Raw genomic sequence first — 17,971 nt, 5'->3', positions numbered from 1 at the left:
CTAACCCTCCTGTCTGCGCACAATCGCGCTCTGTGTGGTACGAATGTCGCCTACCCGGTCACCCACGAGCGAGAACTCGGCTTCTACGCCCAGCCCTTGAAGTGTGGCAGTCAGCCACTCTTCGAACGCCGCCTGACCCTTTTCCCACTTGTGATCCTCATGCCGGAAGCCCTCCAGCTGATAGTAAGGATTGAAATCCGCATTCGGCGTAGTCACAATCAGCTGCCCGAAATCAACATGGCGGATGATCTGCCGGATCAGCGCAGCCGCTTCCGTCTCACTCATATGCTCCACAACCTCAGTCAGTATGATATCCACCTGCTCTCCGTTGTACAGCTCCAGGAAATGCTCCAGCGAGCGGAAGGTGACGATGTTATCGAGCTCCTTGGCCTTTGCCTTCCGGTTCACGACCTCCAGCAGCTCCTCGTTGATGTCCACCGCATAATAAGCGCAGTCAATCTTCCCGGCATACGGAATGGCGTAGAAGCCTTCTCCGCAGCCGATATCCAGAATGGGCTTATCGAACGGAAGCACACCTGAGATGAACGTCCGCCGCTGCATCGCCGTACTGCCATATTCCAGACCGATCGGATACAGCTCCGTTTGCTCGACCGCCGCCTTGTACCGCTTGAACTGCTCCCGGGTCTTCAGGAGATTCCGGGCGAACAGGCTGCGGATATAGAAAGGGGCGTCCATCACGTTCAGACTGCGGATATACTTGTCCAGAATCCGGTCCGAGATATCGATATATTCATCCCCGAAGATCGATAAGAATAAGGACAGCACACTGACCACATGCAGGAGGTGGTAGAGGCTTTTGCGCGTAGTAATGGTTAGAGAATAGCTCTTATGCGCCTGATGCTCCAGGGTGAACGTATAGTCCTTCAGATGCTGCTCGAAGAACCGGATGTAATGCAACCGCTGGGCATGAATCATCTGGATGGTAAAAGAGTGCTCAAACCCCTCCGCATCCCGCTCATCCCGCGCCTTGAACGGGGTAGAGAAGAACTCATTCACCGCATTCAGCGGGAATAACGGGGTGTTGTAGCGGGAGACATTGAGGTACTCGAAGCTCTCGCCATCGTTCTTTTTATAGGAGACCTCATTGTCAGCATCCTTGAAATACACATTATAAGTAGCTTCATCCGAATACCAGCCGTAAGCGATCCCCTGGCGGACCGGGCGAAGCTGCATACCGCTCTGCGGATTCTTGCGGATGATGAAGCTTAGCTGCGGGTTCGTTGATCTCAGTTGTACAATAGCCATGATTGTGTGCCTCCTCTACAAATTCAACCCCCATACTTCCTGCAAGGCCTCCCGGAACAGAGCATCAAGCTCCCGGTCCCGATTGTCCGTCTTGGCACTGAGGTATGCCGCCGCTGTCTTCTCCAGCCCTTGCAGCTGCTCCTCCAGATACTCGTTAATCACACTCAGCCGCGGCTCCAGGTCCAGCTCCTCACCTGACCGCTTCCGGACCAGCAGTTGCTGCACAACCGGCCACAACGGGCCGTCCTGCGGGATCAACCGTTCTACCAGCACATCGAATGCCATCGGCGGCATCTCACCGTACCGGTGAATCCACTCACAGGCCAGCACCGGGCGCAGCACATAGAAATACTTTTTGATATTGACCTGCTCCCCTTGCAGGTAATCCCGGTAGTTGCCTTTGGCCATGTTCAGGTAATGGTACATACAGGATTTCGGCGAAAAGGTATACGGTGAAATCCCCCTAAGCTGCTCCGCCACGCTGAACTTCTCAGCATACTGGATCGGGGATTGCAGCCACTCCAGCAGCGGCGGGTTGGATTTGTGGAACAGCTTGAGGGCTTTGCGCAGATCCCAGCCGCTAAAATCCAGCATATTGTTAATAGGACGCTCTATGACATCTCGTGCATCCCATATGGATAAATACCACTCCGGCCGATGCACATAGATGAACCGCACATCGTAATCACTGTCCTGTGAGGGAAATCCCCACGCGCGGCTGCCTGACTCACAGGCATAGAGGATCGTCACTTGCTCCTCTTGTTCAATCTGCTTCAATTGCTCATGGATGAGCGTATTTATAGGGTTCATGCCGTCCCTCCGTTCCAAGTCGGTTTCGCTGGCCTTATCTTCCCTCATTTTGCCAAGGAGGAACAGGGTGAAAGTATGGCGGCAGACAAAAATCTTCCATTTCATGCAACTCTGGTGCTTAATAGAGGTATTAACTATTACAACTCATGAATGCGCTACAGGCTGGAGGTATACATATGGCCAAGGAAAGCTTCGATAAAGAAATCCAGTTTCTCCGTATGCTGTCACTAGCCGGGGGAGCTTACAGCAGGCAGCAATTCGCCGAGCGGCTCGGCATTTCCGTACATACCTATGACAAAACGCTGCGCAATCTCAAGGAAATGGTGACCGTCCTGCAGCAGGATCTGACTACAGAACAAGGCACCGAGCTGTCCGAATGGCTCCGCTACAATTACTATGAATCGGCCGATCCGCTGCTCCTGTTCCTGTTCCGGGCGAAATCGCTGAAGGAGACGGAGAGCATCCGGCTGACGTTGCTGTTAACCGCACTTCAGAGTGAGGAACTGACGGCCAAGGAACTGCATGACGGCTGTTGTGACCAGATGCCCGCCGATTCACCGCTGCCGGACGAGAAGACCATCCGGGGAGACCTGAAATACCTGGAGGAGGTCGGCGTGATTGTAAGGGTGAATGAGAAGCGTCCCTACCGGTACAAGGCAGCCAACGAACTGCTGGACCAGCTTACGGATGACGAGCTGCTCGACCTGTTCGATTATGTAGATGTCATTGCCAATACGCAGATTCCGTCTGTCCAGGGTTACCTCCTGCGTGACACCTTGAAGAAGGCACTGCGGATAAGGGACATTCTCCCCGAAGCCACGGAGACCCACCGGTACAAATACCATTACCATTCACGGATTCTGGATGAGGCTCATCTCTATACGATCTTCGGGGCGATTCAGCAGCGCCGGAGAATCAAATTCCTCTATCTGTCGCCCAAAAAAGGCATGAACTACACCTCCCAGAACACCAATCCCCTCTTCGAGCGGGAATCGGCAGGGATTACAGACAGTCTGCTTCCGCTGCGTGTCGTCTACGATCATCAGTATGGGCGCTGGTATCTGATCGGCTATCACAGCCGGACCGGGATTAAGAAATTACGGATGGACGGCCTGACCCAGGTTGAGGAGGGCGAGCCTGTAGAAGAAGAGGAGTTTGCGCAGAGACTTCAGCAATTGGAGGCTCAGCTGGAGTATAGCTGGGTGACGGATACCAACCGTGCGGTGAAGGTCGCCGTCAGATTCTATAACCCCAGCCGGTCCGGCGCCAACTTCATCCGGGAGCGGGTCGAGGCGCAGGGGCAGTGGGGAACCATTACGGAGGAGTCCGATACGACCTTCCTGTACGAGATTACAGTGAACGAGATCTTTGAGATCAAGCCGTGGCTGCGGAGCTTCGGCTCCAGCTGCGAGATTCTGGAGCCCCGCTGGCTGCGCAAGCAGTTCATGGAGGAATGGAAGGAGATTAAGAGCTACTATGAATCCCTTTGAGAAAATATTCAACTTCCAGATCATCTCCCGCCTGGAAGAGGCCGGCTCCCTGGCGCTAACCTCACAGGAGCGTTCCTGGCTGAAGACGATGCTGGGGCATCCGGCGGCGGCTGAAGCTTTTTCAACAGAAATCTTACGTAAACTGAACTCCCTGCTGGAGCTTGAAGCTTCTATTGAAGTAGGAGAGATCATCATCGAGAAGGCCCGCAGCAAGGAGCGCCAGGTCTATCATCCGCTGCTCCGCCCCCTGCGCCGCATCATCATGCAGAATCAGGGAATTCAGCTCACGTATGCGATCAAGCATGGCGGGGAACGGACCGACCCGTCCGGCTTCCCCCACAAGCTGGAGTACAATATGTATAAGCGGGAGTGGTACTTACAGTGGTATAGCACCCGGCAGCGCTCACTCATGTCCACGAAGCTGCGGAACATCGTGTCTGCCGATCCCGCTCCCATCCCCGCCCACCGTATAGAAGGCCTCAAGGCCCGGATCGCCCGTCTCCTAGACGGTCTGAGAGAATCCGCCTGTATTCAGGTCATCCCTGTCTACAATGCCGAGCTGTCACGGATCTTGTCCACGTTCTCCTGCTTCGATAAGTCCGTGGCCTTTGATGAAGCTACCGGGATCTACCGCATCACCGTCCACTACATGAGAGACGACAGCGAGTTCCTGCTCTCCCGCATCCGCTTCCTGGGCCTGCGCGTGAAGATCACTGAGGGCGAGCAGCTGAAGCAGCGTATGCTGAAGTCGGCGGAGATGGCGGTGGGAAGGTATGGGGAGATGGAAGAGTGAGGTCTTTCGATAGGTCGTTATCATTTAAACATGGTGCTCATCAGCCAGCACTTCAATCATCATCATCGTTCCGGCCTTGAACCCGGACACAAATGCAGCCGTCATATCCATTCCCTGCACTTGGGAATACAGTTCCAATAAAGACTCCAGTTCCTCGAACTCGCCCGAGGACAGTTTCTGCCTCCAAGCCTCAAGAGATTCAGTAATCTGCTTGTTAAGCGGGCGGTAATGAGGGTCTTTGGAGATCATATCTTCACCGGGGAATAAACTGCCATGATATAGCGATTCAAGAATATTCGGCATTGGGGCCTCCTTTCTAATATACAAAAAAAATTCGAACTGAAAATGCTCGTCTTACGCATAAGCGTACCGAATAAAAGGCAGTTATGCGATACGCTTATACGTAAAGTCAATAAAATATTCAGGATGAGTGAGGGATTACTATGGGAAAAAGAATAGTGGTAAACATAGCTGATTTAGCTAAAAAGCATAAGATTTCGATGCGGGAGTTGTCTAGACTATCGCATGTCCGCCATGCTGCATTAAGCGAACTGGCCAATGGAAAACGAGAAAGTATTAATTTTAGCCATATCATTAGAATTGCAGAGGCTTTAAATATTCAGGATATACGGGAGATTATTGATTTGGTTGATAGTAAAGAGAACGATTGATATGAAGATTATTGTACAAGCGGAACAGCTATTTTCATATGGCATGAATATTAAATTTGATTTTGGTGGCATGTAAGGCTATAATACGTTTAAACAATTAAACATTATAACGGAGTGAGCCATGAGCGAGTCGATAGGTAATCAACAAGTCATTGATATTTTCGAGAATCTAAGCCCTTATCTTCAAGGTCTGGGAGATCCCGTTCGCCAGCGAATCATATCGCTGCTCATTGACCGAGACAGCATGAACGTATCACAGATTGCAGAGCATGTTCCCATGTCACGCCCTACAGTCTCTCATCACCTGAAAATATTGCGCCAATCCGGGCTGCTGTCGGTTCAGAAAAAAGGGACTGAGATGTATTACAAACTGGAGTTCAACGATGCTATCGAATTGCTCAAACAGCTCGTTCATCTCGTAGAAGTGGAATGTCAGAGCTAGCGCACGCCGCGCTGGTGAACCGCATTCCTTTTCTTCACAGTATTATGTTCAATAGTTTAAACATATAAGTACATAAACCTATAAACGGAGGTTAACAAATGAATAGAAAAAAGGTTCTCATCGCTGGAGGCTATGGTGCTGTAGGGGTACAGATTGCCCGCATTTTGCATGACAGGCACCCTGATCTGGAGTTAGTGCTTGGCGGTCGTTCTGCTGGCAAAGCAGCCCCTTTCCCATCGGACCGGGTGCACACGGTTGTTGTTGATACCCAGGCAGTCGATCCGCTGATTCACGCAGGAGAAAATATAACTTTAATCATTAATGCGGTGAACGATCTGGATGACCGACTACTGGTTGCAGCAGTACGAAGAAAAATTCCACTCATTGATGTCACACGCTGGACAGAAGTGTTTCAGCAAGCGATCCGCACAATAGATCAGGAAGAGCTTCATGCCCCCGTGATTCTCTCTTCCGGATGGATGGCGGGAACGGCCTCCCTGTTTGCAATGATGCTCTCGAAATCGCTTCAGAACGTTGAAGTTAACATCCATGCCTTGTACTCCCTGCGGGATAAGGCCGGCCCGGATTCAGCAGCCTTCATGGACCGGATGAGCATTCCTTTTCATATCACTCAATCCAATACGAGCCGGCTTGTCTATCCCATGACTGACCCGGTTAAAATACAGTTTCCAAATGGATACGCGACGCACTGTTACAGACTGGATACTCCTGATCATGTCACCTTGCCTCGTACCCATCATATCGATTCTGCCAGCTTTCGCATCTCCTTCGATCATAAGGTTTCCACTTATGCACTCGCAGGACTGGTCAAAACCGGAATATGGAAGATGATTAGTGGGGATCGATTCAAGCCTTTCAGACGGAAATTATTGTACAATCCGGGAACCGGGAGTGCTCATCACCTGGTGATTCTGTTGAAAGGCATGGATGCGAAGGGTAACGTAGTGGAACGCAGGATGACTGTCTCCGATCCACTCGGTCAGACCCATATGACTGCGCTTGGCGCTGCGGTGCAGGCCGAAAATTTACTGCTGATGATGTCTACGGATGAGCCGATGGCTCCAGGCATTTATTATCCTGAGCACTTGTTCGATCACCGCATGGACATGGATGCAGTCACTCACTTTTTCACACAATACGGTGTTCAAGTATCTTATTCCTGATCCAGCACTATATTACCAATACGCCGCCAGAAAGAACGGTCATGATTCATGTGGTTAATATGGTACATTTCATGAATCATGACACAATCCATCACTTCCAATGATGCCATCGCCAAGCGATAATGGGGTTGGTAGTTATATTATTCCACCACCAAATAATACAAATTAGCCGTACTATCCTTCGTAATCGTATGCGCACCCGCTGCAAGGGAGACGGTGGCCACACCGTTCGTTATGGGATAGCTTGTCCCATCGACTTTAATCTTCGACCCCTCTGAGTTGAATATCAGCGTTAGCGTTGAAGCCTTGGCTGCGGTGAACTGGATGCGGGTGGCGCTCTCGATCTTCAGACATTGCGTTAAGGTCAGTCCGTTATAGGAGACCGTTCCCTTGCTGGTGGAGAGATTGCCTTGAATGGTAAAGAAGCTGCTCGAAGTCCCGGACGCTGTAAAATTGTGAACCGCCGCTCCCGGAGCAGGCGTTGACGTTGGCCCTGCTGTCGGCGCGGGAGTTGTTGTCGGCACCGGAGTCGCTGTTGGCACTGGAGTCGCTGTCGGTACCGGAGTTACCGTTGGCACAGGCGTTGCTGCCGGAGTCGGCGATGGGCCTCCCGGATTAGCGTTGCCTCCCACAGATACCAGCCCCGAGGTGTAGCTGCGGATGGCTGACATTAATGGTGCGTTGAGGGCATAGGCGGTGTCATCTACAGCGTTATTGAAGCTCCAGCTAAAGTCACCGCCGCCCTGGCGTCCTGCTCCCGCTGTAACTTTCTGCTCTACTGCGCTTACGTTATCGACAGCTGCTGCGCTAACACCTGTATCGACTAACGTATCGAAGTTGTTATATGCTGTTCCACCGACAAGTGCTTTGTACGAGCCGGGAACGGCTTCGCTTCTGGATGAGGCGAGATATGCATCCGATGAAGTCGCATTCGCCGGTGCCGTTCCTGCACCGGAGTTCGCATAGATCAGACTTGCCGCCCCAACCACACTATTATTGAAGGCTTTGATCATCCCGCCGTTCTCCCCGGAGAACGTGCCTTCGCCCAGAGCATCTGTGCCTTGCAGGGAGCTTAGCATCGGGTTCTTGGTATTCCTGAACACATTTCCTTCCACGAAGGCCGAAGCGCCGGTAGTTACACCCACACCATATTTTGACACGCCGTCATAGAAGTTATTATACACATGGACCGAGGCTACTCTGATCCGCGGGTGACGCGAGTCGGAATGATCGAACCAGTTGTGGTGGAAGGTGACGAAGAACTCTGCGGATTCGCTAAGTCCGACCAGAGCTGCTTTGCCGGAATCGAAGTAGTGGTTGTACGAAATGGTGATATAGGTGGAGCCTTTCTTGAGGTCCGTGGAGCCATCGCCCTTGGCTTGGTCCGCATCGCTGCCCGCTGATCCGTAGAAAATATCATTATTATGCACCCATACATTCGCGTTGCCTGTATCCATGGAAATGCCATCATCCGGGAAGAGCATCAGGCCGAGATTCCTAACCTCTACATTCCCTGCATATCTGAGCAGCAGCCCCCAGCCATAGGCATACGCATCTGTGCCGATCCCTTCAATTGTCAGATTCATTGCGGTATAATTGCTTTTCCCCTTCACCTCCAGATAACCGCCGCTATTGAGCTGTCCGCTCAGATCAGCAGCCGTCACTTTGCCGATAAGCCGGATTGCGAGCGGGGTGGTGTCATAGCCTTTTTGCCGGAGCGAGAGAATGCCGCCAAGACCTACCCCCGTCTGCACCGTACCCGAGCTGCTGACTACGGGAAGCGTTACAGTCTGTGCATTTTGAGAGGTGACATACAGCACCTGCGCCCCGCTCTTCAGCGTTCCATTGTCAGTATAAGCGCCGGAGCCTGTACCATATGGAGATTGGGCTGCAAAAGCAAACCCGGACCGGTCATACGGCGCGGCGGCCAGCGTACCTGTCACTGCACTTGCCGTTCCCCCGCCTGACAGCACGGCTTCCACCTTCATAACATAGCTTCCGGCCGCAAGGCCTACGGCATCTGCTCTCCAGTAAGAGCCATACTTGCGGATCAGCTCATTATGAAGCTGCTGATACTGGGAATCTGCAGCGCTTGCCGCTTTGACGAATACCTTATAGCCGGATGCATTACTGACAGGTGACCACTCCACGTAGGCAGCTTCATTTCCGCCTCCACTGCCTGTTACCGTAAGTCCTGCAGCGTGTACCACCGCCGTTCCCCACCCGCTGAATAACAGAGTGAGTCCAAGAGAAAACAACAATACTATACTGGTTACCTTCGCAACGATTCTATTCATTGATTTGCCTCCCGATTTAAATTTGTTGCAGAATACATTTGTAACCGCTTGCAATAACCTGTGGAATTTCGGTGTCTGCCCTCCTCTTGTACCGGGTGATCCGAACCCTTGAAGTAGACGGAAATGAACCTGTCGGATACCCCGAGCATATCAGAAGCCGAATTAGTGCTGAAACAATCATTTGCTCATATCACCTCTAATTATGCACTATTATGAGAAAATGATTATTTTGCAGCGAAATGATAACTGCATACAAAAAGACACCCGCCCGGGGTGCCTTGAACTGACGCTTCTTATCGATGACACAAAGGTCACTGAAACTTCGTATTGACGCGGATCTGGCCGCTTTTACTTTTGACCGCAGCCTTCTCCGGCTCTGGGTTCAAGCTCTGGCCGATGTCGGTAGCGTTCTTCTTGAAGGTCTCGGTCACCGTCTGAATAACTTCCCCTACATTGTGCGCAGATTCAAAGATCGGATCGATGGTCTTGATCTTCCCTTTCACATCCCGGGTGACCTGATTCGCCGTGTGAATGAGCTGAGTCGCTTCTCCCGTCAATCCATGTATGGCATTTCTCACCTCGCCCAGCGTCTTATTGGTCTCCCCGAGCGTGGTCATTCCCTTGCGCAGTGTAAGAATCAAGAACACCGCCAGAGCAATAAAAGCGGCCGCAGCAAAAGCAACACTAAGCTGAATTAACATATGCAACGCCTCCTGTAGTTCCACTCTATGTCCAAGATACAGACAACATTCCAACAGTTGCGGCTACAGCCCGCTTTTACCACCTTTGAAGGAAGATAATTTGTCAATCAGTTTGTCTTTATAGATTAATCCGAAGATAAAGGCCAGAACAGAGATCGCGGAGATGACGATAGTGGGTCCATAATTCTTATCGTAGATATTAGCCCCAATGCTTACGGAGGCCAGCAGCCACGGAAATCTGGCGATGAGCAGGATCGTAAAGAATCTTAAGGGCTTCATCGTCGTCAATCCCGCTGCATAGATGAACATATCCTTGGGAAGTCCGGGAATAATGAAGATAATGAACAGGAAAATCGAGAATTTGTTATTATCCATCATCCCTCGCATCCACTTGAACTTGTCCCTCTGAAGCAAGCTATCAATGAAAGACCCGCCCAGGAATCTGGTGAAGTAGAAGGCGATCATCGCCCCCAGCAGCATTCCCCCAGTCACGAAGACCACCCCTAGAGTTGTCCCATAGATGTATCCCCCGGCAATTTGAACGACCTCCCCCGGTATCGGGGCGATTACCGTCTGGAGAATCTGGAAGAGCACCAGCATAACCGGGCCTAATTTCCCCGTAGAGAGGATATAATCACGGAAGCCGTCCAGCGACATCGTCAGCCGCAGAAGCTCCGGCAGGTATCTGATGAATACTATAATTGTCACAAGGCCTACGCAAGCGAGGAGAACCTTGCTGACCCGCTTTTTGTGTAATAACCAATCCATTTACGAATCCCTCTCTTCACTGGCTTATAATATCTCCAGCTTAGGTGAATATTCTTAAGATCCGGGCATGAACTTCCTTAAGAATTCTTAAGTAGCCTGGCCGCCTGTGGTTTAAGAGCTATCTACAATCTATAATGGAAGCACAGTGAGAGCTCAGGAAGGGAGGGGGATGGATGATGAATCCTGCGAAGACCATACTTATAGCCGACGACAACCACGAGATCCGTGAGATTGTCCGGGTGCTGCTGGAGAGTGAGCAATACCATGTCGTTGAGGCTGTTGACGGGGAAGATGCCGTGAATAAAGTAGACGATACCATTGACCTGATCATTCTGGACATGATGATGCCCCGGAAGTCGGGAATTAAGGCCTGCGTGGAGATACGTGAGATGACCAGCGCGCCTATCCTATTTCTTACAGCTAAGACTCAAGATTCTGATAAAACCTTGGCCTTCTCGGCCGGAAGTGACGACTACCTGTCCAAGCCCTTCTCCTACACCGAATTGGTGTCCCGGGTGAAGGCCTTGCTTAGGCGGTATTATGTATACAAAGGCAAGGAGGATACCTCTGCCCCCTCAGATGTGATTACCTTCAACGGGCTAAGCGTGAATACTACCGTCAACGAGGTAAGAATGAATGAGAAGGAGCTGACCCTAACCGAAATTGAGTACAAGCTGCTGGCGCTGATGGCCGGCAACCGCAATAAGATTTTCTCGGCACAGAATCTGTATGAGAGTGTATGGGGCGAGCCTTATTTCTACAGCTGTAACAATACGGTGATGGTTCATATCCGCAATCTGCGGATGAAGCTGGAGAAGGACCCGCAGAATCCCAAGTTCATCAAAACCGTCTGGGGAAAGGGGTACCGGATTGAATAACAAGCTGCGGTGGAGCAGGCTGAAACTCAAATTAATCCTATGCCTGATCGGTTCGTTCCTGGCTTCAGCGGCACTGTTCTTGCTGCTGCAGTCCACAGGCGAAGATCTGCTGGAGCATTACCGGACCAGAAGCTCGTTCATTAACAAGCAAGAAGAGCAAGCCCTTCCGGCACTTGAGGAATATATCTCCGGGCAGCATCTGTCGCTTAAGGATGACGCAAAAATAGCTGAATGGGTCAGGAAAACCAAATACGTAAATCTCTATCTCTATAAGGACAACCAATTTCTCTACTCTACAGACGGGTACACCATCAAGACCGAGAATACGAGGTTTCTGCCCGACCCTAACATTTTCAGCAAATCCCAATATTCCACGGTTACCTTTGCGGATACGACTGCTCAGGTCTATATGGAGTATTTTTTTGAATACAAGTATTACAACCTCATTACGATTCTGGGTGTGATTCTGTCGTTCTTATTCTTCATTGTCCTGGTCCTGTTCTTCATCAACAAGAAGACCTCTTATATTGGCGTGCTGGAGAAAGAGATTAAGATTCTGGAGGGCGGGAATCTGGACTATCCGATTACGCTGAAGGGGAAGGATGAGCTATCGTCTCTGGCCCAGAGCATCAATGAGATGAGGAAATCGTTCATCGAGCGCCTGGAGAGCGAGGAGCAGGCCAGAGTCGCCAACAGCGAGCTGGTCACCGCCATGTCCCACGATTTGCGTACACCGCTCACCGCATTGGTCGGCTACCTGGACATCATCGAATACAAGAAATATCAGGATCAGGCCGCGTTAGCGAAATACATTCACAGCAGCAGGGAAAAAGCCTATCAGATCAAGCATCTGTCCGACAAGCTATTCGAGTACTTCACCGTGTATAACACAGAGGAGAATGATCTGGAGTTCGAGTCCTACGATGGGATTCAGCTCATGGATCAGTTAATCGATGAGCAGTCGATGTTGCTGGAGAATCACGGCTTCCGGGTAGCATGGGAGCCCTCCCCTGTCCCTTTCCGCGTGGAGCTTCACCTGATCTCCTTCAGGCGGGTATTCGACAACCTTTTCTCCAACATTACGAAGTATGCCGATACGTCTGCGGCCGTAACGATTGCGTATAGAATCGAAGACCGCTGGCTGTTGATAGATATCACGAATGTTATAAAAAAGGAGGCCCATGAGGTGCATAGCACCGGAATCGGCCTCAAGACCTGCCACAAAATCATCAGCCAGCATAAGGGCGAAATCACATTCACAAGCAATGGCGGCAGGTATTCCGTTCACATCCGCTTGCCGGTAAATAACACGCTCACTTAATTTAGGGAGGATCATCATGCAAAAATTTACTACCGACCGCTTAATCATCAGAAACTTCCGGGAGACAGATGCACCAGGGATGCTGGAATATTTGGCGAATCCGCGGGTGAACTGTTTCCTGAGCGAACGCCTCTCCACGTTAGACGAAGCCATCGCCACCGCCAGCGAACGGAGTCAGGATGACTCCCATCTGGCCGTCATCCTGAAGGAGACCGGGGCCCTCATTGGCGATCTGTTCTGCATGAAAGAAGAGCCGGATACCTACAGCGTGGGCTGGCATTTCAATCCGGCCTACGAAGGCGTCGGCTATGCCAGCGAAAGCGCCCGCGCGCTGCTGCGCTATCTTTTCCTGGAGCAGGAAGCCAGACGCATCTACGCCTACGTCGAGGACGACAACTCCAGATCGCAGAAGCTCTGCGAGAAGCTGGGTATGCGCAGAGAAGGCTGCTTCATGGAATTCATCTCCTTCACCAAGAACGAAGACGGAACCCCGAAGTACGAGAATACCCAGCAATTTGCGATTTTGAAGCGGGAGTGGCTGGGGCAGGGGAATGTGTAACCACGACAAGCCAAGGCGCAGGGCCATCCTGTTCCTTGGCACGTTCAATGCTGCTATCTTAATGAGTAATTCCTTCCCCTACCTTCAACCTCATCCTTATACCCCAACAACATACGTGCTAACGTGTTAGGATACTCCATTAGCTTACGGTATTCCATTGCAGATAGATTAGGGTTCCTTAACATAACCGCCTGAAGCTTGGCTATTTCTGAAACATCATAACGAGTTTTATGTACCATAAATTGAGATACGTAATTACCTACAGACAATTCAGACAAGTTCTCATTGCCGTTCCATGAATAGAGCTTAATCTGTTTCATAAATCGCTCGATATTATCACCCTCTAATAAAAAACGATACACTAAATCACTCTTTATCAGAGTTGTGTTTGAAACTGCCATGTAGCTTTTTTCCATCAAAAACACTACAATTCCCATGAATGTATCAATAATTTGCAGGGGAATAGACTCATGGGACTCTTCGGACTCAACAGTTAAAATTTTGTACCGTTTGCTCCGATAAACTGAATGTGCGTTCATCTGTTCTTTAATTTTTGCAGGAAGTCCAAGAGCGTCGTATTCATCGTTACGATCAATTTTAATATTAACATCCACCTGACCATGCAAGTGCCGGGTTACTCCATAGAATAGCCTCTCCGGAATTTTGATATAAAAAAGATTTCGAAGCTCCATCATTGTCAGGTTCAGTTGTCTAGCTATACTATGCGCTTCTGTGTTGCTAACAATCAGAATATTAATATTAATATCCTGATTAATAATATAATGGAGAGCCTTAAAATATTTCTTTAAGTACTGGTCATGGTTGTACTCCCTGAAATGGAGTTCGCTCTTAGTTCCAAGCTCATTATAAATACGTTGTACGGAATGCCTTATTTCTGACATTGTCTGCTCACTTCCGCCATATGCACCGTAATATGAATTTGCTTTTCCCGGCTGGTCAATTTTATTTGCTTCATCGAAGTAGATATTATAGATCATTGTACACATCCTAAATAACCAAGATGATTACGTGTGACTTGACTTTCGTACACATACATAATATCATGAATACACAGAAATAATACGGATGGATACAGTCTTCTCCGCTTCGTTAGTAGAGCCGACTATATCCTGAAAAAACCCTTCTCCGCTTCGTTAGCAGAGTTGGGTTTTTTATTTATATATCAGCCTCATCCTAGTCCTCTAACTCCCTCATCTCGTTCCCGGACAAACGCTGGCCCTCCTTTCCATTCTAACCAGTCCCCCACTCTTCTAATGATAATACGGAAACACCCCGTTAACAGGCAGCCGTAGAAGCAAGAACGCTCCATGTACTTCGCTGCTGCCAACTATCGGGACAGCGGTCTTTTTATCTTCTCCGGTATGGGGATATGCTTTATGGACTCTAATGGATGATACAACAACATCCAGGGTCCCGAGAAACGCATAACCCCCTTTATTTTTTGGCGGTAGACCGGTTTATAACAATGAATCGGACACTTCGCACAAGCGGGTTTCTCTTCACCGAATTTGCAAGAGGAGAGTCTTTTCATAACATACTCATTTAAGTTCCGGCATTCCTCACAGAGCTCTTGTTCATGATGTTTTTTCTTGCAATAGATACGAATCATTTTTGCAGCTATCATTTTTTCTTTGCGGATTACAGGGCCGTCGTCCAAGAGCTGCTCTGCTGCTCTGCTCATATAATAAGGCCTCCTTGACTTAGTTGAACTCATTCATCTAAATCTAGTCCTATCAACGATCCCTTAGATCTTCAAGAATGTCCAGATCCTCTTCAAACACATCGAAGAACGCCTCCAAGACCTGAGGCCGAACCTGTTCAGGCAAGCTATTTCCCATTCGCCCAATCTCGTGGAAATAACGGGTCACCTTCGATTGATCCTTCGTCACATTGACCCCACCATTCATTTTTATTTATCCCTTTAGAAATGATATGGAAAAGACCATCTTTCCAGATGGTCTTGTTTGGTTCCCCCGCCACGAGCCAGCAACGATCTAGCCTCTTACGTGGTCCGGGCACGCCGGTCAGCAAGCGCCATCGCAGCGACATATCCGGAGCTCCAGGCCCATTGCAGGTTATAGCCGCCGCAATCGCCGTCCACATCCATCACCTCACCGGCTAAATAGAGCCCGGGCACCAGCTTAGATTCCAGCGTTCCTTCAACTAGCTCCGTAGTATCGATGCCACCGGCAGTGGTTTGGGCGTTCGTGAAGCTGTTGGTATCGGTGATTTTAAATTCCCAACGCTTCAATAATTTATAGAATATTTTCTTGGTTTTCCAGGATAGATCCTGACACAGCAGATGCAGCTGTTGATCAATTCCAGCCTCCTTCAGCAGCACGGGAATCAGCTTCTTGCTGACGATGCCCACGAAGGAATCGGCAACTGTCCGGTGTCCGAAGATCCCCCAGTGGATCTCCAGGAAATCAATTAACTCTTCCTCCGTGCGTTCCGGCATCAAATCCACCGACAGGGTCACGGATTCTCCGATGCCGAGATTATACGCAGCCTTTCTGCTTAGCTGAAGTATAGGCGGGCCCGAGATACCATAGTCCGTAAAAAGAATCTCGCCAGACTCCGTGCGGATGACTTCATTCTTTACGATAACATGGGCCTCTCCCTCAAATTTGATGCCCGACAGCTCCTTCAAATACGGGTAATCCAGCTTCAATTGTACAATGCCTGGCACCGGGTGGATCATGGTGTGTCCCAGACGCTGGACAAGCGTATAACCGGAGCCGTCTGTTCCGGTTTTGGGAGCGGTAAGGCCTCCGGTACATAGAAAAAGATAGTTGCTGGTATACACAACCTGTTCCTCTGTATCCGTCTGGCAGGTTATCGCGAACCGCGGATGTCCCGCCGAGACGGTCACATCGAGCACTTTATGTTTATAATAGACGGGAACATTCCGGTCCTCCAGTGCCAGCTTAAACACCCCCGGCACCGAAGCCGCCTGCAGCGACATCGGATACATCCGGCCGTTCTCTAAGCTCATAAAAGGAAGCCCGAGCGAGGAGAAAAAATCGATTGTCTGGCGGACACCGAATTGCCGCAGTACATGTATTGGGAAGCCTGCCTGATTGCTGTGATACTTGACGGATAAAGCGGCCGCTTCATCCGTACCTGTGGCGGTGGATTGGTTCGTAATGTTGCAACGCCCGTTACCCGTCGTGATTATTTTTTTCCCGAGCCGGTCATTACTTTCAATAATGGCTGTATCAATACCTTGATCCCTCGCTGTAACTGCAGCCATTAGACCTGCAGCACCCCCACCGATAATGAACAGCTCGTGGTGCCTAGAAGTCTGATCCTTATACATGTTAATTGATGCATCCCTTTTCCTAATAAATTTATTGAATGGACTTAGCTATCGCCATGGCGGCCACATATCCGGAACTCCAGGCCCATTGCAGGTTATATCCGCCGAAGTCTCCGTCCACATCCATCACTTCGCCGGCTAAATACAGCCCAGGCACAAGCCTGGATTCCAGCGTTCCCCGGGTGAGTTCCGACGTATCAATCCCGCCGGCGGTCACCTGCGCATTCGTAAAGCCATTGGTATCCGTCACTTTAAATTCCCAACGCTTCAAGAGCCGATAAAAGTTCTCTTTAGTTTTGGGCGGCAGATTCTGGCAAAGAAGCTGTGGCTGTTGATCTAAGCCCGTCTCCTTAAGCAGGACCGTAACAAGCTTCTTGTTGAAGATACCCACGAGGGAATCCGCCACGGTCCGGTGCCCAAAGGTCTCCCAGAGCTTTTCTAAAAAATCAATTAACTCTTCCTCTGTGCGGCCCGGCGTCAGATCCACCGATAATTTCACCTGTTCTCCTCTTGCCAGATGATAGGCAGCCTTCCTGCTTAGCTGGAGAATGGGCGGACCGGTAATACCATAGTCTGTGAAGGCCAGCTCACCCTGTTCACTGCCGATGACTTTACCCTTTACAATGATATGAGCTTGTCCCTGAGATTTGATACTGGACAGTGCCCTCATATTCGGATATTGCAGCTTCAACTGCACGATGGCCGGAAAAGGCTCAATCAGGGTGTGCCCCAGACGTTCGGCAAGGGTATAACCCGGAGGTTCTTTGCCTGCATTCGGACCGGTGTTGCCACCCGTAGACAGAAGCAGATAGTCGCTAGTATACACAACCTCTTCCTCTGTCTCGGTTAGGCATTTTATCGTGAAGCGAGGATGATCTGCCGAAGCAGTAACATCCACCACTTTATTCTTAAGGTATACGGGAACATTCCGATCCTCTAGCGCCAGCTGGAAAATATCAAGTACCGCCGCTGCCTGCAGCGACATCGGATACATCAAGCCCCCCTTGAGTCTTGTAAGCGGGAGCCCAAGAAAGGAGAAAAAATCAATCGTCTGGCCGACGCCATATTGCTGCACTACCGCAAGCGGAAATTCGGGTTGATTACTGTGATACTTGCGCGATAAAGCGGCTGCTTCATCCGTATCTGTCACAGTGGATTCATTCGTAATGTTGCAGCGGCCATCGCCGGTCATTAAGATCTTCTTGCCAATCCGGTCGTTACTCTCCAGAATGGCAGTATCGATCCCCATATCACTCGCAGTAACAGCGGCCATTAGTCCGGCAGCACCTGCTCCGATAATAAAGAGCTTGTGGTGCATAGAAGTCTGATTCTCATACATGGTTGGTCAATGCATCCTTTATCCAATTTTCTCTAAGCACAAAAACACTTTATTAAATTATAGCATAAGTGTACTGGTTGTCATTGATCTCCTTATGATCATAGCCGTTTAC

At 50.0% G+C, this 17,971-nt stretch carries 19 protein-coding genes and 1 pseudogene; 8 read left to right on the top strand and 12 right to left on the bottom strand.

Translation table 11 applies throughout. The features are described 5' to 3' along the window. Both NST26_RS00465 and NST26_RS00460 read right to left on the bottom strand, forming a co-directional pair. On the bottom strand, nucleotides 1-1,266 hold the full coding sequence (locus NST26_RS00465) for a class I SAM-dependent methyltransferase (protein WP_340956785.1): 1,266 nt from the start codon (nucleotides 1,264-1,266) through the stop codon (nucleotides 1-3). A 15-nt stretch (nucleotides 1,267-1,281) separates the two neighbouring features. After that, on the bottom strand, nucleotides 1,282-2,076 hold the full coding sequence (locus tag NST26_RS00460) for a nucleotidyltransferase domain-containing protein (RefSeq protein ID WP_340978230.1): 795 nt from the start codon (nucleotides 2,074-2,076) through the stop codon (nucleotides 1,282-1,284). Nucleotides 2,077-2,252: 176 nt separating this feature from the next. Here NST26_RS00460 and NST26_RS00455 point away from each other — a divergent pair, with 176 nt between their 5' ends. Both NST26_RS00455 and NST26_RS00450 read left to right on the top strand, forming a co-directional pair. After that, nucleotides 2,253-3,566, top strand: coding sequence for a helix-turn-helix transcriptional regulator (locus NST26_RS00455; RefSeq protein WP_340978229.1), 1,314 nt, complete (start codon nucleotides 2,253-2,255; stop codon nucleotides 3,564-3,566). Next, nucleotides 3,553-4,359, top strand: a complete 807-nt coding sequence (locus NST26_RS00450) for a WYL domain-containing protein (protein ID WP_340978228.1) — start codon at nucleotides 3,553-3,555, stop codon at nucleotides 4,357-4,359. The genes NST26_RS00455 and NST26_RS00450 overlap by 14 nt, the downstream gene beginning before the upstream one ends. A gap of 24 nt (nucleotides 4,360-4,383) precedes the next feature. Here the strand turns inward: NST26_RS00450 and NST26_RS00445 are convergent, their stop codons facing one another. Then, nucleotides 4,384-4,662 carry a DUF6809 family protein gene (locus NST26_RS00445; protein WP_036726312.1) on the bottom strand — a complete coding sequence of 93 codons (279 nt, stop codon included), beginning with the start codon at nucleotides 4,660-4,662 and terminating at the stop codon, nucleotides 4,384-4,386. Between the two features lie 140 nt (nucleotides 4,663-4,802). Between NST26_RS00445 and NST26_RS00440 the strand changes: the two genes are divergently transcribed. From NST26_RS00440 to NST26_RS00430, 3 genes are all read left to right on the top strand, one after another. Then, nucleotides 4,803-5,030, top strand: coding sequence for a helix-turn-helix domain-containing protein (locus tag NST26_RS00440; RefSeq protein WP_036726310.1), 228 nt, complete (start codon nucleotides 4,803-4,805; stop codon nucleotides 5,028-5,030). A gap of 121 nt (nucleotides 5,031-5,151) precedes the next feature. Then, nucleotides 5,152-5,472, top strand: a complete 321-nt coding sequence (locus NST26_RS00435) for an ArsR/SmtB family transcription factor (protein WP_036691332.1) — start codon at nucleotides 5,152-5,154, stop codon at nucleotides 5,470-5,472. Between the two features lie 98 nt (nucleotides 5,473-5,570). After that, nucleotides 5,571-6,656, top strand: a complete 1,086-nt coding sequence (locus NST26_RS00430; protein WP_036726308.1) for a saccharopine dehydrogenase — start codon at nucleotides 5,571-5,573, stop codon at nucleotides 6,654-6,656. Here the strand turns inward: NST26_RS00430 and NST26_RS00425 are convergent. The 4 genes and pseudogenes from NST26_RS00425 to NST26_RS00410 form a co-directional block, all read right to left on the bottom strand. Next, nucleotides 6,647-6,781, bottom strand: a pseudogene (locus NST26_RS00425) (M48 metallopeptidase family protein); the annotation flags it as partial. The gene NST26_RS00430 and the pseudogene NST26_RS00425 sit on opposite strands and share 10 nt — an antisense overlap. A 15-nt stretch (nucleotides 6,782-6,796) precedes the next feature. Further along, entirely contained in the window at nucleotides 6,797-8,953 is a 2,157-nt protein-coding gene (locus NST26_RS00420; protein WP_340978226.1) for a pectate lyase family protein, read from the bottom strand. A 311-nt stretch (nucleotides 8,954-9,264) separates the two neighbouring features. Beyond that, the gene (locus NST26_RS00415) at nucleotides 9,265-9,654 is read right to left on the bottom strand and encodes a DUF948 domain-containing protein (RefSeq protein WP_051478088.1); all 390 of its coding nucleotides are present in this window, start codon (nucleotides 9,652-9,654) and stop codon (nucleotides 9,265-9,267) included. A 63-nt stretch (nucleotides 9,655-9,717) separates the two neighbouring features. Further along, nucleotides 9,718-10,422: a TVP38/TMEM64 family protein gene (locus NST26_RS00410; protein WP_339252851.1), complete on the bottom strand. Its 705-nt coding sequence runs from the start codon at nucleotides 10,420-10,422 to the stop codon at nucleotides 9,718-9,720. Between the two features lie 173 nt (nucleotides 10,423-10,595). Between NST26_RS00410 and NST26_RS00405 the strand changes: the two genes are divergently transcribed. Genes NST26_RS00405 through NST26_RS00395 form a run of 3 tightly spaced genes read left to right on the top strand, consistent with a single transcriptional unit; the run spans nucleotide 10,596 to nucleotide 13,180 of the window. Then, the gene (locus tag NST26_RS00405; RefSeq protein WP_281068278.1) at nucleotides 10,596-11,300 is read left to right on the top strand and encodes a response regulator transcription factor; all 705 of its coding nucleotides are present in this window, start codon (nucleotides 10,596-10,598) and stop codon (nucleotides 11,298-11,300) included. Next, entirely contained in the window at nucleotides 11,293-12,621 is a 1,329-nt protein-coding gene (locus NST26_RS00400) for a HAMP domain-containing sensor histidine kinase (RefSeq protein WP_339252847.1), read from the top strand. Before NST26_RS00405 ends, NST26_RS00400 begins: the two co-directional genes overlap by 8 nt. Nucleotides 12,622-12,637: 16 nt before the next feature. Further along, a complete protein-coding gene (locus NST26_RS00395; RefSeq protein ID WP_340978224.1) occupies nucleotides 12,638-13,180 on the top strand; it encodes a GNAT family N-acetyltransferase in 543 nt (180 codons plus the stop codon). Between the two features lie 53 nt (nucleotides 13,181-13,233). Here the strand turns inward: NST26_RS00395 and NST26_RS00390 are convergent, their stop codons facing one another. The 5 genes from NST26_RS00390 to NST26_RS00370 all read right to left on the bottom strand — a co-directional run bounded on the left by NST26_RS00390 (nucleotide 13,234) and on the right by NST26_RS00370 (nucleotide 17,859). After that, complete coding sequence (locus tag NST26_RS00390; RefSeq protein ID WP_340978223.1) at nucleotides 13,234-14,178, bottom strand: DUF3800 domain-containing protein; 945 nt, start codon at nucleotides 14,176-14,178, stop codon at nucleotides 13,234-13,236. A 350-nt stretch (nucleotides 14,179-14,528) separates the two neighbouring features. Further along, nucleotides 14,529-14,882: a nitrous oxide-stimulated promoter family protein gene (locus tag NST26_RS00385; protein ID WP_340956808.1), complete on the bottom strand. Its 354-nt coding sequence runs from the start codon at nucleotides 14,880-14,882 to the stop codon at nucleotides 14,529-14,531. 52 nt (nucleotides 14,883-14,934) lie between these two features. After that, nucleotides 14,935-15,090: a hypothetical protein gene (locus NST26_RS00380; RefSeq protein ID WP_340978221.1), complete on the bottom strand. Its 156-nt coding sequence runs from the start codon at nucleotides 15,088-15,090 to the stop codon at nucleotides 14,935-14,937. 113 nt (nucleotides 15,091-15,203) lie between these two features. After that, on the bottom strand, nucleotides 15,204-16,520 hold the full coding sequence (locus tag NST26_RS00375; protein ID WP_340978220.1) for a BaiN/RdsA family NAD(P)/FAD-dependent oxidoreductase: 1,317 nt from the start codon (nucleotides 16,518-16,520) through the stop codon (nucleotides 15,204-15,206). A gap of 31 nt (nucleotides 16,521-16,551) precedes the next feature. Further along, on the bottom strand, nucleotides 16,552-17,859 hold the full coding sequence (locus NST26_RS00370; RefSeq protein WP_340978219.1) for an aminoacetone oxidase family FAD-binding enzyme: 1,308 nt from the start codon (nucleotides 17,857-17,859) through the stop codon (nucleotides 16,552-16,554). Nucleotides 17,860-17,971: the final 112 nt, after the last annotated feature.

The organism is Paenibacillus sp. FSL R7-0128, assembly GCF_038002245.1.
GTDB classification, from domain to species: Bacteria; Bacillota; Bacilli; order Paenibacillales; family Paenibacillaceae; genus Paenibacillus_AQ; species Paenibacillus_AQ silagei.
This window is presented reverse-complemented; position numbering and strand designations above follow the sequence as displayed.